The 15,388-nt window shown below is 58.9% G+C and carries 16 protein-coding genes; 8 read left to right on the top strand and 8 right to left on the bottom strand.

Features of this window, described 5'->3' with window-relative positions:
* Nucleotides 1-6: 6 nt before the first annotated feature.
* From CJ178_RS13290 to CJ178_RS13275, 4 genes are read right to left on the bottom strand one after another with little or no spacing between them, the layout of a single operon-like run.
* A complete protein-coding gene (locus tag CJ178_RS13290) occupies nucleotides 7-624 on the bottom strand; it encodes a class I SAM-dependent methyltransferase (protein WP_095886881.1) in 618 nt (205 codons plus the stop codon).
* Nucleotides 621-1,379, bottom strand: a complete 759-nt coding sequence (locus tag CJ178_RS13285; protein ID WP_095886880.1) for a PIG-L deacetylase family protein — start codon at nucleotides 1,377-1,379, stop codon at nucleotides 621-623. Before CJ178_RS13285 ends, CJ178_RS13290 begins: the two co-directional genes overlap by 4 nt.
* Nucleotides 1,373-2,311, bottom strand: a complete 939-nt coding sequence (locus CJ178_RS13280; RefSeq protein WP_095886879.1) for an acyl-CoA dehydrogenase — start codon at nucleotides 2,309-2,311, stop codon at nucleotides 1,373-1,375. The genes CJ178_RS13285 and CJ178_RS13280 overlap by 7 nt, the downstream gene beginning before the upstream one ends.
* Nucleotides 2,308-3,006, bottom strand: a complete 699-nt coding sequence (locus CJ178_RS13275; protein WP_095887966.1) for a glycosyltransferase — start codon at nucleotides 3,004-3,006, stop codon at nucleotides 2,308-2,310. The genes CJ178_RS13280 and CJ178_RS13275 overlap by 4 nt, the downstream gene beginning before the upstream one ends.
* Nucleotides 3,007-3,290: 284 nt before the next feature.
* Between CJ178_RS13275 and CJ178_RS13270 the strand changes: the two genes are divergently transcribed.
* Nucleotides 3,291-3,938, top strand: a complete 648-nt coding sequence (locus tag CJ178_RS13270) for a HemK2/MTQ2 family protein methyltransferase (RefSeq protein ID WP_095886878.1) — start codon at nucleotides 3,291-3,293, stop codon at nucleotides 3,936-3,938.
* 90 nt (nucleotides 3,939-4,028) lie between these two features.
* Here CJ178_RS13270 and CJ178_RS13265 read toward each other — a convergent pair whose 3' ends face one another.
* The 3 genes from CJ178_RS13265 to CJ178_RS13255 form a co-directional block, all read right to left on the bottom strand.
* Nucleotides 4,029-4,232, bottom strand: coding sequence for a cold-shock protein (locus CJ178_RS13265; RefSeq protein ID WP_003943666.1), 204 nt, complete (start codon nucleotides 4,230-4,232; stop codon nucleotides 4,029-4,031).
* A gap of 289 nt (nucleotides 4,233-4,521) precedes the next feature.
* Entirely contained in the window at nucleotides 4,522-4,998 is a 477-nt protein-coding gene (locus CJ178_RS13260; RefSeq protein ID WP_143547513.1) for an ATP-binding protein, read from the bottom strand.
* Between the two features lie 159 nt (nucleotides 4,999-5,157).
* Nucleotides 5,158-5,934: a GAF and ANTAR domain-containing protein gene (locus CJ178_RS13255; RefSeq protein WP_095886876.1), complete on the bottom strand. Its 777-nt coding sequence runs from the start codon at nucleotides 5,932-5,934 to the stop codon at nucleotides 5,158-5,160.
* Nucleotides 5,935-6,408: 474 nt separating this feature from the next.
* On the opposite strand from CJ178_RS13255, the gene CJ178_RS33715 reads away from it, so the two are divergent.
* From CJ178_RS33715 to manA, 3 genes are all read left to right on the top strand, one after another.
* Nucleotides 6,409-6,627: a GAF domain-containing protein gene (locus tag CJ178_RS33715; RefSeq protein ID WP_373557453.1), complete on the top strand. Its 219-nt coding sequence runs from the start codon at nucleotides 6,409-6,411 to the stop codon at nucleotides 6,625-6,627.
* A gap of 135 nt (nucleotides 6,628-6,762) precedes the next feature.
* Nucleotides 6,763-6,891: a hypothetical protein gene (locus tag CJ178_RS33230; RefSeq protein ID WP_257013123.1), complete on the top strand. Its 129-nt coding sequence runs from the start codon at nucleotides 6,763-6,765 to the stop codon at nucleotides 6,889-6,891.
* A gap of 190 nt (nucleotides 6,892-7,081) precedes the next feature.
* Complete coding sequence (gene manA / locus CJ178_RS13240) at nucleotides 7,082-8,305, top strand: mannose-6-phosphate isomerase, class I (protein WP_095886873.1); 1,224 nt, start codon at nucleotides 7,082-7,084, stop codon at nucleotides 8,303-8,305.
* Between the two features lie 7 nt (nucleotides 8,306-8,312).
* Here manA and CJ178_RS13235 read toward each other — a convergent pair whose 3' ends face one another.
* Nucleotides 8,313-8,663, bottom strand: coding sequence for a helix-turn-helix domain-containing protein (locus CJ178_RS13235; protein WP_239654603.1), 351 nt, complete (start codon nucleotides 8,661-8,663; stop codon nucleotides 8,313-8,315).
* 849 nt (nucleotides 8,664-9,512) lie between these two features.
* Here CJ178_RS13235 and CJ178_RS13225 point away from each other — a divergent pair.
* The 4 genes from CJ178_RS13225 to CJ178_RS13210 all read left to right on the top strand — a co-directional run bounded on the left by CJ178_RS13225 (nucleotide 9,513) and on the right by CJ178_RS13210 (nucleotide 14,637).
* Nucleotides 9,513-10,583 (top strand): glycosyltransferase, encoded by a 1,071-nt coding sequence (locus tag CJ178_RS13225; protein ID WP_179300746.1) that lies wholly within the window; start codon nucleotides 9,513-9,515, stop codon nucleotides 10,581-10,583.
* Nucleotides 10,584-11,456: 873 nt separating this feature from the next.
* Complete coding sequence (locus CJ178_RS13220; RefSeq protein ID WP_095886870.1) at nucleotides 11,457-13,655, top strand: acyltransferase family protein; 2,199 nt, start codon at nucleotides 11,457-11,459, stop codon at nucleotides 13,653-13,655.
* 251 nt (nucleotides 13,656-13,906) lie between these two features.
* On the top strand, nucleotides 13,907-14,101 hold the full coding sequence (locus CJ178_RS13215) for a hypothetical protein (protein WP_095886869.1): 195 nt from the start codon (nucleotides 13,907-13,909) through the stop codon (nucleotides 14,099-14,101).
* Nucleotides 14,098-14,637: an acyltransferase gene (locus tag CJ178_RS13210; RefSeq protein ID WP_143547512.1), complete on the top strand. Its 540-nt coding sequence runs from the start codon at nucleotides 14,098-14,100 to the stop codon at nucleotides 14,635-14,637. The genes CJ178_RS13215 and CJ178_RS13210 overlap by 4 nt, the downstream gene beginning before the upstream one ends.
* Nucleotides 14,638-15,388: the final 751 nt, after the last annotated feature.

The following is a 15,388-nucleotide window of genomic DNA, read 5'->3' as shown; positions in this document are numbered from 1 at the left end:
CCGGCGTCAGACGAGGCCCTCTGCCCTGGCCACAGACTGCGGAGGTCGTGAGTCCTTGACGAGTACGTCGATCACGACGTCTTCGTCCTGATACGTCGCCAGCTGCGCGAGGCCGGGAGTCTGCCGCACCACCGCGTGAACGCCGTCACCGGCTTGCGGATATTCGGGCACGATGTGACGCCAATGGGCACACACAAGCGTGCCACCGGGTTCGAGGTGTTCGACGGTACGAACCATCGCCTCGGTGAGTTTCTCGACGCTGAGGTAGTAGCCGATCTCGCTGAGCACGATGAGGTCGAACGTGGCGTCCGGCCAGGCGTCGTCGCCCAGGGCCCATTCCCTGAACTCGACGTTGTACCCGGCGAGTCGTCGACGGGCAGTTTCGAGCGCTGACGGCACGATGTCGGTGGCGATCACTGCGTCGCAACGATCCGCCAACATTTTGGTGAGGACCCCGATAGAACATCCGGGTTCGAAGGCGGAGCGGTATCGGGGCTTGGGCAGCATTGCGGTGGTGAGTGCGTATTTTCTCTTTTCGTACCAGCGTGTTTCGAAGTCCCACGGATCCGACTGGGCTGCGTACATCTTGTCGAAGTAGTCGGGTGGAAGTTGCGGATCACTCATACGAATACGGTCTCATAGGTGCGCAGCAGCCGGGTCAGGGCGTGTGGCGGGAGTATCGGTTGGTCGGCGGGATGATCGGAGAGCGGCAAAATCTGGGTGGTGAACTGTTGCACCGCAGAGGTTTTTGCTTGACGCACATCGGCAGGCAGAGTGATGGTGTGCAGGCGATCCCACGGAACGCTCGGGTGTTCCGGAGTTGCCCAATGCCACGTCCAGACGGGGTACTCGATCAGGCGAGCACCGGTGTCGGCGCACGCCTGCGCTGCTGCAGTTCCCGTTGCCTCGTGGTCGGGATGGCCGTCGCCGCGCCAGGTCGAGGCGCACCAGGTTCCGTCTGGTGCTTCGGCGAGAATCTCGTGGAGTCGCTCGGCTAGCTCGTTGCTGTGCGTACGGATGTCTCCGTCAGGCAACATCAACCGGACCGGGACGGGGGTACCGAGTTCCTCTGCCGCTCGGACAGACTCGACCCGTCGACGCTGTTCGAGCTCGGTTCTCGTGAGGGTGGGAGAACCTGGGTGTGAAGCGCCGCCGTCGGTGACGGAGACGATCTGAACATCGATGCCCGAACGCGTCGCCATCAGCGCTGTTCCGCCGAGGCCCAGAATCTCGTCATCCGGATGAGGGGCCACGATGACCAGACGCGTACATGACGAGAGATCGAGCTCTGGGAACGGTCGCTGCCACTGCTGCCACACGGATTCCGGTGTGCCGCCGTCGTCGACGGGCTTCTGCGCGAACAGTTTCGAGTTCACCACGTCGATGATCCTTGTGCTGTCAGACGGCCGAGCTGAGCGAGATCCTTCTCGGCATGACTTTGCCGAAGGTAGACGGTGAGATCGGCAACGCGGGCAGCATGGTCGCCGTCCAGGCATAGGGGTGCTGCTCCCAGAGCTCGCCCGACTCGATCGAGGGTTTCGGTAGCCGCCCGTTCCACGATCGATCGGGCTGCCAGTGCTCGCTGTTGTGCCTTTCCGTTCTTGTCGAGAGGATCGTCGTCGATTTCGGCTGCGGCGGCATCGAGGGTGTACCGGGCGGCTGTCAACGCGGCATCAACAGCCCCGAAATGGGCCAGGATGTAAGGGTCTTCGGAATGCGCTGCCTTGCTCCTCAGTGCGTCAGCGACACCGCAGGCGGCGCCGTACCAACATGCCGCCACACCGATAGCCCCGTGCCAGAAACCCGGCCGGGTCAGATAATCTCCGATGTTGCCGACGGGAATTGCCGGGACGCCGTCGAAGTCCACTGCACTGGAATCACTTTCGGCCATGCCGACCGCTTTCCACGAACCGGGGACCGGATGCACGCCGGGCAACCCGAGTTCGACGGCAAACAGCGAGGGTGTGCCGTCGATCAGTGCGGTGACCAGAGCGTGCGTGCAGATATTTGCTCCCGAGCACCACAACTTACGTCCGGTGAGCGTCCAGATGCCCACGTGCTCCGAGGCATTCACCACGGGCTGCGGTGGTTCAGCTGCCCACACGCCCCACAGTTGCCCAGGTTCGGGTTCCGGCCCGTCCAGTTCCGCCAGTATCGCAACCGCGTCGGTGTGCGCCTCCGCCATTCGGCCGAGCACGACATTTTCGCGAGCGAGTTCGGCGAGGGCATTCCATCGCGCTGCCGTTGCGCCGCTGCCCGGTAGGGGCAGGTAGAGGTCGGTTTCTTTCAGACGCGTTTGTAGTCGTGTCATCGCGCCACATCCACTGTCTCGGTGCCGAGTTCTCGTATATGCCCGGCAAAACCGCCTGGTGTCCGTCCATCCGTGCGAGCCGAGGTTGTGACTGCAATGTCCTGCGCCCACGCGATCCTGGCACCGTCCTCGCTGAGACGGCGAACCAGATCGACATCCTCACCTTCCTCGAGATGGGAGAATCCTCCTACGCTCCAATACTTGTCGGCTCGGATGCCGAGGTTTGCGCCGTGGATGTGCCCGTGGCGACCTATCGGATGCGCGTGATACCGCTGTTCGTAAAGCTGCTGGACGGACGACGGCTGATCATCCCAGTCGGCGATGCGCACTGTTCCGGCAACAACGTCCGCGCTCTGCGCGTACTCGAGTTGCCGCGCAAGCCATGTCGGGCCGACAACCGAATCCGCGTCGGTGGTGGCAAACCACGTCGACGCGGACGCAGTGCGACTGTCGGTGCCGAACGTCGAGAATCCGGTGGCACGAGATTTTCCGACATTGTGGTGCTGTGCTCGAATGACGTCGATGCCGCTCGGGATCACTTCACCCGATCGGTCGGAGCAGCTGTCCAGGACCGTGACAATCCGAACGGGAACATCGATCCGACGCGTGGCCTCGAGCAGCGCGTCGATGCAGTGCGGGAGGTCGACCGCTTCGTTGTGGGCGGGGACTACTACAAGAACCTGGTCGATGGTCATAGCGACGATCCTTTCCTCACCCATGCGTCACGCCGTGTTTCTTCCGGCGCGGACTTTCAAGGAAACCATATGGCCGCAATTATCCGCGCCCTTCCCGCGATCCGCCCGCGAGGCGAAAGATGTTTGTGTGAAACATGTCTCGATCGAGTTTGGAGCAGTGAGGAAGTGGGTAAGCCGTGTCGCCTGGCGCGTCCTTCGGTGGTGTGAACATGTGCCTCGTCGGGTAGCCGACTTCAGCGACGAATTGAAGACTTCACGCTGACCATCCCACTGAGGAGTCGATCATGATCGTGCGGTTACCAGGCGTGTATCCACCGCAGCACGACACATCCCTGCTGAGCGACGCGCTGCTGTTCGAGCCGTTGACGGCCGGCAGCAGGGTGCTGGATCTGTGCTGCGGAACCGGCGCTCTATCCGTTGCGGCGAGGCGCGCCGGTGCGGGACACGTCGTAGCGGTTGATATCTCCCGGCGCGCACAGGTCAACACATGGCTCAATGCTGTGGTCAATCGAAAACGCGTCGACGCGCGCCGCGGTGACCTGACGGATGCGGTGGGCAGCGAGTTGTTCGATCTGATTATCTCGAATCCGCCGTATGTCCCAGCGTGGGACGACGCGTTGCCGACGGCAGGAATCGCGCGTGCCTGGGATGCGGGAAAAGACGGACGTAGCGTGCTGGACCGGATCGCGGCGAGTGCGCCCGATCATGTGGCTCCGGGCGGGACGCTGCTGTTGCTCCAGTCCGCGCTCTGTGGAGTCGACAAAACCGCGGCGATACTGGAGGAATTCGGGATGCTTGTCGAAGTGTCGGCGCGTGCGTCGGTTCCGTTCGGCCCGGTGATGACTGGGCGCCGGATGATGCTGGAATCGCGCGGGTTGATTACGGCCGATCAGGATACCGAGCAACTGGTGATCATTCGCGCAACAAAATGAGGACCGGGATTACACATGAGAAAAGGCTGGATGCCTGCAGCTTGTGCGGGCTTCCAGCCTTTTCAGTCTGAAGTCAGACGGGGATCGAACTCAGATGGCGCGAACGTTCTGAGCCTGGGGGCCCTTCTGGCCCTGTCCGATCTCGAACTCGACCTTCTGGCCCTCGTCGAGGGACTTGTAGCCGCTGCCCTGGATCTCCGAGTAGTGAACGAACACATCCGGTCCGCCACCTTCCTGCTCGATGAATCCGAAGCCCTTTTCACCGTTGAACCACTTGACACTGCCCTGAGCCATAACCAAATTCTCCTGGATCCATCGAGCCGAGCCCTCCCATCGAGAGTTCGGTCTCACCCTTGATCCTGCCATGCTCTTCTTTTTCTGTCTTCGATAACTTCCACAAAACCTTGACGAGTATCGACAATCAGGACATCGACTCACGAGTGCGGTGCACCTAATAGTGCCTCTGACCTGCTGTGGAGTTGTGTTTGAGGGGCTTGCTCGTCATAGGCGATGTTGCGAATTTTTTTACGCTCGGCGTGTTATCGAAGGCGGGATGCCGGGTGGAGAATCCATCAGATACGTGTTACTCGGGGCGCTGAAGAAGGTTCTTTTGCAGGGTTACCGTCACGGTAGCGGCGTTAGTTGCATCACGCCGGGGAGCGTCGTCGGTCCCTATGTAGGCAACTGCGCCTTGGCGCACAACGTCGAGTTCAGCGTGGTCGGTGAGCGACTCGAGTACAAACCAGCTGAACGAGCTTTTGCCGGCGGGCTGTTCTGCGGTCGAGATTGCCGACACTGCGATACGGAGCGCGTTCTCCGGGGCTGTGAAAGTGCAGGTGATGTCGGTACCTGGTGCTGCCAGCGCGATCAGCATGCTGGCTGCTTCGTCGATGGCCAATTCGAGGTCGGCTACGCCGTCGACGTCGAACCCGTGGTTGTAGGCGATGTTGCAGGTCATTCCACGTAGGGTGCTGAGTTGGTCGGCTGCGGCGCGCACTCGAATACAGGCGAGTGTGGGGATTGTCGATCCCGCGTGCAGATCAGTCGGCAAGGTTGTCACTGGCTATGCTCCTGGGTCGTGTCGTAGGGTCTGAAATCGGGTAAGCGAGGTTATAGTTACTTCGCTCCACAGACAGAGGCATACCCAGGTGTAATTCGTTATAAACCAATGGTTCGGCAAAGTGACGCAAGTCGTACCCTTGGTTTGTTTTGTCCAAATTCACCCTGTGGCTTTGGCACGCTCGACAATCTCCTCGGCAATGACATGCAGCTTCTGCTGCTTTCGTTGCGACTCCTTGACGAGGACGTCGAACGCCCTTTCGGAACCGAACCCGTGTATTGCCATCAGGATTCCTTTGGCCTGTTCGATGGTTGCCCGGGACTTCATCGCTGTGTTGAGACCCGCGATTTCGTGTTTCGCGAACTCGATTTCCTTCGACACGCGCAGTAACCCCTCGATCGAGGTTGTGTACACACGCAGGATCAACGCGTCCACTTCGCTGAATCCGTGGGCGCCAAGGCTGTAGATGTTGAGTGCTCCAGCGTGCCGGTCGTAGATCCAGATGGGGGCTGACAGGAAACTCTGTACTCCCGCTCCGCGAAGATTTGCTGTGAAGGTCGGCCAACGCAGTTCGGAATCCGCGACGGTAGCGCGCACGACCGATCGTGTCCGCGCGGCCTCGAGACACGGGCCTTCCCCGGATACGTACTGTTCGAAGTCGACATCCAGGACGGCTTTGTTGGTGCTCGCTGCGGTCCGGGGGACCCCGGATTCGGAGAGAAGAGTCACCCCGGCCATGTCGGCTCCGGAAATAGTCTCCACAGTGCGTACGCATACCTGCTTCAAGAGGGCATCGGTTGCGTTTCCTGGACCTACGCGTGCGGCGACATCGGACAATGCGGTGACGAGCGCGTCGAGTTTCTCGATGAGCTCGCCGGGATCGATGTCCTCGCCCAGTGCTCTGTCGAGGACGTTGTCTTCAGAGCGCTCCTTCATAGCTACCCCGCTCAACTGGTTACTCAGGCCGGCCCGTCATCGATGGACGCGAGTATCTGACGGACTACACCCAGTATATTGTCCGAATTTGCGGCGGATCGGGTTTCCAATTCACGAAATGCAACCGAAGCGTCACAATCGTTTTGGTTCATAACGACGCCCACCGCACATTCGACGTCGACTCGCGCCCCGATTGCGTCGCGCAGAGCGCCGGCCGCTCTGCCACGCTTGTCATCGCGAGCCGCAGCTTCGAGAGCACTTGAGTGAACCCACCGGTGATTGTCCGGCAAAAGTGGTACTGCAGCCGATTTGGGAGGTGGCAGGTGGCGTGGTCCATCGCCGACTCCGACTCTTGGACGGGGGAGGCGAAAGCGATTGAAAAATCCGCTTGGGGGACTGCGGGCCACGGATTGAATCGGCGTCGAGATCGTCTGCGAATCCGTCGAGGAGGGGTTTGAACCGCACCACAACCTGGTGCACCGCAACCCTGTAGTGCTGAGCGCATTGACGGGGTCGGTGGTCGTGATCGACGACTTCGAGATTGTCGGCCCCAGATGGCATGCGTTTGCGCAAGCCGCGGCGCGCTCCGGACTCGGCGCCTGCCGCGTATTTCCGCTGAGGCTTACCGAGCGGCCTCTCGGTGCACTTTGCTGTGTTCACGACCGATCCGTGGAATTCTCGCCCCCGGGATAACGCGTTTGGCCAGTCGCTGGCTGATCTGGCCTCAATTGCACTGTCGATGTCCGATGTTGACGTACGGTCTGGAGCGGCAACCATTGCGGCACAACATATTCTCGCCTCCCGCACCACAATCGAACAGGCGGTGGAGTGATTGCCGAGCTCGATCAGGTCGACTTCGACTCTGCCATGCAGGCTTTGGCTGCCCGCGCACAAGACCGGGGGATGACAGTTGCTCAGTATTCCGAGCATGTAGTCGAGGATCTCGAACTTCGTTGATCGCAGAATTGGTGATCGATTTCATTGCGGCGTAGGAAATTTCAGCGAGGCGTGCGGGACTTTGGTCCGTGAGTCTGGTGGACGTAGTGCGCGAGTGTGGTTGCTGTTTTCCCTTGTGTTGGCCTTTGTGCGAGTCTGAGCGCGCCGATCCTTCACGCGGGAGGATTCTTGCTATGTGGGGAGGTGTGCGATGGAACTGATCACCGGAGTGATCAAATCCTACGACTGGGGTTCGCGCCGCACCCTCGCAGAATTGGCCGGACGGCCATCTCCGTCGCCCACACCAGAAGCAGAACTGTGGTTCGGTGCGCACGAATCAGCACCCTCGGCAGTGGGGGAACCATCCGGTTCGATCACTCTGATCGACAGGATCCGCGAAGATCCTCAGACGCAATTGGGCGCGCAGTGCGCCGAGGCCTACGACGGAACGTTGCCGTTTCTGCTGAAAATCCTGGCAGCAGAAAAGCCGTTGTCTCTGCAAGCTCATCCCACCAGTGCACAAGCCGAGGCGGGATTTGCTCGCGAAAATGCTGCCGGCATTGATCTCGCGGCCAGTTATCGCAACTATCGCGACAGCCGGCACAAGCCGGAACTTGTTGTCGCACTGGAAAGATTCGAAGCTCTGGCAGGCTTTCGCGACATTAGTTCGACGGTGACGCTGCTGACCGCATTGGACCTTTCGGGTGTGGCCGACGACATCGCATCGCTGGCGGCCAATCCTTGCCCAGCGGAATTGAAGGCGGTGGCGCTTCGTTGGATGCGTAGCTCACGCGAACATCACGATCGGTTGGCGCTCGAGGTGATCGAGCGGGCAACCGCGCTGCTGGACTCGGGAGGACGGGCCGTCGACCGGTTCGAGGCAGAGTTGTCGACCGCAGTCGACCTGGCTCGCCGCTATCCCGGAGACCCGGGGGTACTGATGTCACTCTTGCTCAATCGGGTGTCCTTGGCGCCGGGGGAAGGGCTTTTTCTGCCGGCCGGGAATCTCCACGCGTATCTCAGCGGAAGCGCTGTCGAGATCATGGCTAATTCAGACAACGTTCTCCGTGGTGGACTGACAACCAAGCACATCGATGTGGACGAATTGTCGAGAATCCTCGACTTCACTCCGATCCTGGTAGATGTTCTCGATCCGGAGCCGAGCGACCGTGGAAGCGAATACATCTACCCGGCTCCCGTCCCAGAGTTCGTTCTTCGGAGATGGGAACTCGACGGGAACCGCGAAGCGGCGCTCAGCGGAGTTGGCCCTGCAGTGGTGCTGTGTACAGCGGGGCGGGTGAAGATCCGGGCGGGCGATCACCAGATGCAAATCTCAGGTGGAGAGGCTGTATGGCTGCAGGCGGGGGATTCGGTCACGATGACAGCTACAGATGGTGGGCCTGCGCAAGTATTCGCCGGGGCGACACCCGGTTAGAGGAGTCTCACCAGCCATTACTTGCGTTGTCGGCCGTGCGGCTCAGGATCTTGACTGTGGAGTCTTCGCGTCGGGAAAGCTCCGCCAACAGTTCTTGCGTACTGAGCTCCGACGTCGGTAGTCCGTCGGGTGAGGCCTCTTCGACTGTCAGGTACTCCGCAGCGATCAGGATCTCCCGGATGGGGGCATTGAAGACGCGACTGGCCAAGCGCATCGTCTCCTGAGTGGGCGGGCGCTTCGATCCGAGCCACCGTTTCAACTCGGACGGTCGGATCTGTAGCGCACGCGCAGCATCGGAGATGTCTTGGTCAGGGCGAAGTTCTAGTTGACGCTCGACCCATCGAGAGAAACCGCTCATAACGGACATATTGCCTGAGTGTGGGTCCGTACACCAGTGAGTGTTGTGATTGCTTTGTGTGACATTGTCGGTTGCGCGACAGCTCGGCAACATTTTCGTGCAGATCGCGCATTCGGCTAGTTACAAAGCGCGTGCCCGGAGACCTTTCGCTCGGGCTCCCATGCGGGGTACATAGTGAGTAATTCTGGGGCGGTTGGTCGTGGGGTTTCGAGCCTTTTGTATCGCCCCGACGAGGTGGTCGGAGTGAGACGATTTCTGGGTGACAAAAAGCTCTCGATCTGGACGAAAATTCTTGCGCATCGATCCCCGCATGGATCCCACTGGCCGGTTGGAAACGCTGCTTGTGAGCGGATTGTGCCTCCTTGCCGTAGTGGCGGTTGCATGCGGACTTCTCTACGACCAAAGTCGTTGGGGCTGAGCTCGTGCAGGCGGACTGACCGTCGTTGGGACGAAAGGCCTACGCTTCGCGGACCAAAGAAATGGCATATGAAACTATTCTTCAATGTCGAAACACCAGAGGCAGAAGGTTAAGCGCCGGGTTAGACGTGTAGATCCTGTAGATCAACTGACGACTCGACTGGTCATTGCTCTGTGTATCTTCACCGTGTTTGCAGTTATCTGGGGAATTCTCTACGACAAAGGTCGCATGGCCGGGCCTGTAGGTTTGGGCACCATTTCGCTGGATACCGACCTCATGTGACCGATGCGCCGACCCATGGTTGGTGAGCGACACGGAGCGGGCTAGTGCGGCATGCAGTCTTGTCCGTCTCGATTCTCTAGGGAAGTTGTTCACACGAATTTAGGACGTTTGACACATCTCCGACCGGTCGGTCTGGAAGTATGCACGAAATGTCCGCATCAAGAGAACTGCATATCGTCGAACCTGGAGGCCAGGGTGGCGTCTATCAGCACGTTCTTGGTGCAATTCAGAATCGAGAATTCGCCCACTATGAACGCGTTGTGCTTCACACCGCCCGCGATGCCGAAGTGACGCCGGACCTTCACGGTCTGTCGTACTGCCGTTGCATGCGATACCAAAGGCACGGTTCTCATCCAGTTCGGGCCGCACTGTCACTCGCATGGGTCGGTCTTCTGTTGTTGCCACACTTGACAGTGACTGCTATCGGGCGAAGGAATTCCGACTGGGAAATTCAAGGCCTGTTTGGCAAGTTTGTGTATCCGATAATGATCTTGATCGCGAAAGGTGCCGGGCACCGTGTGACTTGGGCACCGCACAATAGTTTCTCCCGAAATGATAGCGGGATAGGACTGGCGGCCCGCCAGTTTGCAGGACGAATTGCCGATGATCTCGTGGTGTACGTGGAATCCGAGCGGAGCAAGTTTAATTCGAGCAGCATCGAATTAAGGCGGCTCTGGCAGTACATCGCTCCCACAGATGACGCGATGATTGCAGATTGGCGAATCAGACTTGGTGCCGGTAATCCCATTGTGGTCTTTGCAGGTCAACTTCGTGCTGACAAGAATCCACTACTGCTAATCGAAGCCGCCAATCGCATACCCGATTCGCTGACGATTGTGTTCGCGGGCCAGGACAAAGGTGCTGCAGCCGAGATCCAAAGCGACGTGCTTGCTGAACAGCACACGTTGATCTTTCAGGATCGGTATCTCGAACTCAGTGAATTCCAGTCGTTGATCTCGGCCGCCGACGTGATCGTTTGTCCCTACGCAGTAGCCAGCCAGAGCGGTGTCGTCGCAGTCGCAGTCCAGCTTGGAAAGAAAGTCATAGCCTCCAATGTTGGCGGCTTGTCCGAACAAACTCCTTATACATTCGAACTTGAATCAGGATCCCCCGCGACAGCGCTGGCGTCCGCAATCGAGGCCGCATTGCGCCAGCCATTATCGACGGGACCACCTAGGTCTGAAGCGCCGGCAACGCAAGCTGATCCAGTAAAGATGTGATGCGGTTTACTCAGGCCTTTGCACCCACCTCAAATCAGGCGGGCAGTCGGCGAGAGCGCAGTCAGGCCCGCCCTTCGAGACAGTGGCTCCAGCCGAGATCACGTCTGAGCCACCTGTATTCAGCGATAGATTCTGCTGCGTCGCAGCCTCGCCCGAGATCATGATGCGCGTACCCGACCCGTTACTGGTAGCAGCTGCGATAAGCGTCAGCGGCTGAGCGAACCCAGTTGGCTATTCGATACCACCAAACCTGCCGTCGCCTTCGAATGCATTAACATACCGCCCGCGAAGGTTAGAGACTCGGCAATGTATGTTGAGTTCACTTTGACAATGGAGCGAGGTGCTTCAGTTGATTGGGGTTTATCCCTACCGTGGCCGGATATGTCAGCCAGCTGCGCGACCGAAGTACCTTCAAAACTTGCGAACTCGGACAAGCAGTACCCAGACGATCAGGCCGCCTAGATCGCTTCGCGGATTGAACGCTGAGGGCAGTTTGTCTACCGTCTTAGCCACGCCGGGGAGCTGCGGGATCCCCGGGCAAATTTCGCGACCCGTCGTAGGTGGACGTCCGCGTCACGCACTCTTGAGTATCAATGTGCACCGATCCGGCGCTACAGTTATAGATCGTCGTGGTCCCGTTCTCGGGGACTGTCCGGGCATTTCTGCTGCCGTCATACGTGATCCCAGTCGTGGCAAATACCGTGGCATAGGTACATCTCTGCGGACTAAGCACAACGGCTGGGAGCCTTGGCCCCGTGATCATCGGACCAAGGTCCATTGTAATTTTCACGATCGGGCAAATGGCCCATTGGGCAGCTATATTTCATCAGGCTCTCAAACATTTTCGAGAGCCCATTCATGAGGGGTCGATTCGTGGTTACTGCACTACTGCCGAACAAGAAACGTGGCCGCCAACATAAGAGTGGAGCGAAAGCGAATCCGCGTCAGCGACTGGACATCCAGGGCCTGCGCATGGTCGCGGTCATGCTGGTCGTGCTGTCCCACCTGTTCGGTTGGCCACAAGGCGGATTCATCGGCGTCGACGTCTTCTTTGTGATCTCGGGATTCCTGATCACAGGATCGTTAATGCACACAGTAGAGAAGACGGGGCGGATCTCTTTCTCGAGCTTCTACCGTCGACGGGTGCGACGCATTATTCCCGCAGCAACCCTGGTTCTTGTGGTGACTGTTGCGGCTGCGTACTTCATCTATACCGGATCGCGCTTCAAATCGACCGTTCTGGACAGCGTTGCGGCTTTCTTCTTCGTATCGAATTGGCGCTTCGGAATCGAGGGCACTGACTATTTCACCGCATCGGGTCCAGTCTCTCCGCTACAGCACTACTGGTCGTTGAGCGTCGAAGAACAGTTCTACTTCGTGTGGCCCGCAGTCATCTTCGTGATTGCGGTCGTAGCAGCGCGCATGGCCTGGACAGGTAGAGCCTGGATCGCGTTGGCCGGCGGCGTCATGGGGGTCGTGGTAGCAGTTTCGTTTGTCTACTCATTTCTAGACACCGCAAGCGATCCGACCTGGGCGTACTTCTCGACCCTCACCCGAGTTTGGGAGTTGGGAGTCGGTGCGCTTCTTGCTATTACAATTACCTCCTTCGAGCGCATCCCCGACCAACTCCGCCCGTTCATCGCCTGGGCCGGACTGATCATGATCGGGGTAGGTGCGTTTGCAATTACGGAGACTGGAGGGGGCTTCCCGGCCCCTTGGGCGGTAGTCCCAGTACTGGGCGCGGCTCTAATCATTTGTGCGGGAGTGCGCGGCGAACAGAAATACTTGCAAGTGCTGACAAATCGAGCGAGCACTTACATAGGCGACATCTCGTATTCGTTGTACCTGTGGCACTGGCCTGTAATTATCTTGCTTGCGGCTCTAATGGATAGCGGAACCTATTATTATGTGGCTGCCTTGTTCCTGATGTTTGGTTTCTCGATTGCCGCCTATCATTTCTTCGAGAATCCGATTCGCGCGTCGAAGTGGCTAGAGACGGGTGCAGAACAGAAGGAGCGCAGCATCCTTGATGTTTCGCGCTGGCGACTGCCCACGCTGAAGGTGAGTGAACGAAATCAGACCATCGGCATTGGCGCGCTCGCACTGGTCACATTTGGCGTTGCCGCAATCGCATTGGTTCCGGCGACGGCAAGCACCGCCACATCGGTGGCGTATTCATCACAGACTGAGGCGGCTGACGCTGCAGCGCCGAGGGGGCCTGCCCAGGATGCGCTGGCCGCTGAAATTGCGACTGCGGTTGCAGCCGCCTCCTGGCCGGAACTAGCGCCTTCACTGGACGAAGTCGCCTCGAGAACTCGAAGCGGAGCCGCCGGACTTATCGGTGATTGCGCCAGCCTGAAGGCGCCGGGTATCGAGCAGTGCACATTTGGCAATTCCAACGCGCCGCAGACTATCGTCGTCGTCGGCGACTCCACAGCGATGATGTTCTCGGAGTCGTTCCGAAATATCGCGGAGTCAAGCAACGGTCAGTGGAAGGTTCAGCTGCTCGCGATGAGCGGTTGTGCGTTCGCGGATCGCGATTTCACTGCACCGAATGCTGCGATCGAGGAAGCGTGCCCCAAGCATGTGGCCGACGTGGTGACTCACGTCCAAGCGGTCAAGCCTGACGTCGTCGTTGTGTCGAATGACTTTGTCACCCGCAAGGACCTCGCAACTAAAGCTGTAGTTTCCGTGCGGGATTGGGGACAGAGTGAAGAATCCGTGCTGAAGCAGATATCGGACAGTGCTGGAGAGATCGTCCTACTGACACCGCCGCCGATCGGTGGAAATATCCGTGAGTGCTATACCAAACAAAGTTCGCCTAGTAACTGCGTGACCAAGGTCGGCGATGCGTGGGCGTCAACCCTGACTGAAACTGGTGCGGTCGCTCAGCGTAATGGCTGGGTTCATGTCGATACCCTGCCTCTCTACTGCACGCCGAACAGGCTATGCCCGAGCTTTGTCGGTGAAGTGCCTACCAAGGCAGACCATGTTCACATGACTATCGAGTACGCAAACAAGATCGTGCCGGCGCTGCGGGAGCAGTTCGCTGACTCTGGAGTGCCTCTGTAACTGTCCAGTCTGTAGTCAAGGAACAGGAAACCCCGTCGTGAAATGGGGTTCTCCTGTCCTACGTCGCGATTATGTACCGATTTGAAGTCGGTTCGCGGTGACTCCGACGGTGTCAGCCATCATGACCCGTCGATATATGGAATCTGCTCAGAATGCCGTTAGCTGTGAAGTGCAATTCTGGGCGGCTAGTCATAGCGATAGAAGCCTTTCGTCCTGCACCAACTAACTGCCTGGTATGGGATGATGCGCGGGTGACTGATGCCGAACTCGTCCCGCACTTGACAATCCCGCTGTCTGAAGAGTGGCCGCTGGACCATGCTTGGACGATCCTGCGTGATGTAGATGTAGCAATGCAGAATCCAGGCCTCGATACTGAACCATTCAGTGAAGCCATCTTCACGACTGTCGGGGTTGTCGATGATCTGGGCGATAGGTGCTCGGCATGAGCTTGAGCAAGGTTCGCGAAATTGTGTGGCGTGAGGATGGAGACCGGCGTCCGATCATTTGGGGACTGGTCGTTAACGGCATTATCGGATCAGCATTCATTCCAAATCGTGTGCGCACTCAGCTCTACCGCCTTATGGGATTGAAGTTGCATCCCAAGGTGATTGTGCGTTCAGGAGTAATCTTCCGCTCCGACAACGTGATGGTCGGGGCGTCCACTCTGATTGGATATCGAACGATCTTCGACACTCGGCAGCCTCTCGTAATTGGCAAGAATGTGTCGATTGGCCCGAATGTGACCTTTGTTGATACGGATCACGAGATGTCGAATCCCGAGCGACGTGCTGGGGCGAGCACTGTGGGGCCGATTCGCATTGGCGATGGAGCCCGTGTCTCCACGGGTTCCATCATCCTACCTGGCGTAACCATTGGAGAGGGCGCAGCGGTCGGCGCATCGTCGTTGGTGACGAAAGATGTCGAGGCACATTCCTTGTACTACGGGATACCCGCGAAGAAAGCCCGTGACCTACCTCGTTAGTCGGGTATCCAACGAGTCCACTTGAGCGTGAGACGGGCCGAACTCCGCTGATACTGCGGGTGCACCAGGAATCGGTGCGCCGCATCAAATCCCTTCGGCAATATTCGCGCTAACCGCACCAGGAACCGCCGAACCGACAGTGGTATCCGTCGCATCCGCAATTGTGCCGCCCGTAGCAATCACCGCAGTAACCAACAGAGGTGCCTGAGCTTCGACCGATTCGGGCGTGGAAAAGCGCCGGACGTTACGGCCTTCGCGACGTTCCTTCGCGGCCGTGCTGGGAAGGAGCAGCTTGGCTGCAGCTCGTCCTGCGTCGTCGACACCCCGAACGTCGAAGCGGCCGGGGTTCGGGTCATCAGGCAGGGGCAGCGACTGTTCAGGCGACAGACTGTTTATGCCTACAGTTCGAGGGTGCTCGGGTGCGTAATCGCAGTGATCCGGTGGCAGGAATGGGACGGCTTACCCGGACGGACTCGTGGAAGTCTCGGTCTGCTCTCGGTGTTGATCCACGCTTTTCCTCTGCGGATCGCAGGAGTCGCACCTCCACCCGACCAAGGGCGAAGCAGAATTGAAAATGAGGGCATCTCGGAGATGATCGCACGATCATCGGGAACTTTCTTCCTGCATAAAACGGGACCAAATACCGTTGTTTCGGCCGTGCCCATGCCACACTTGGGGGTATGTGGTGGATTGCCGAAATCGTCGCCGGGTGGATCACAGCAGGCGCGTTCCTAGCGGTTTGGCTAGGCCG

Source organism: Rhodococcus sp. ACPA4, assembly GCF_002300185.1.
Classification (GTDB): Bacteria; Actinomycetota; Actinomycetes; order Mycobacteriales; family Mycobacteriaceae; genus Rhodococcus_F; species Rhodococcus_F globerula.
This window is presented reverse-complemented; position numbering and strand designations above follow the sequence as displayed.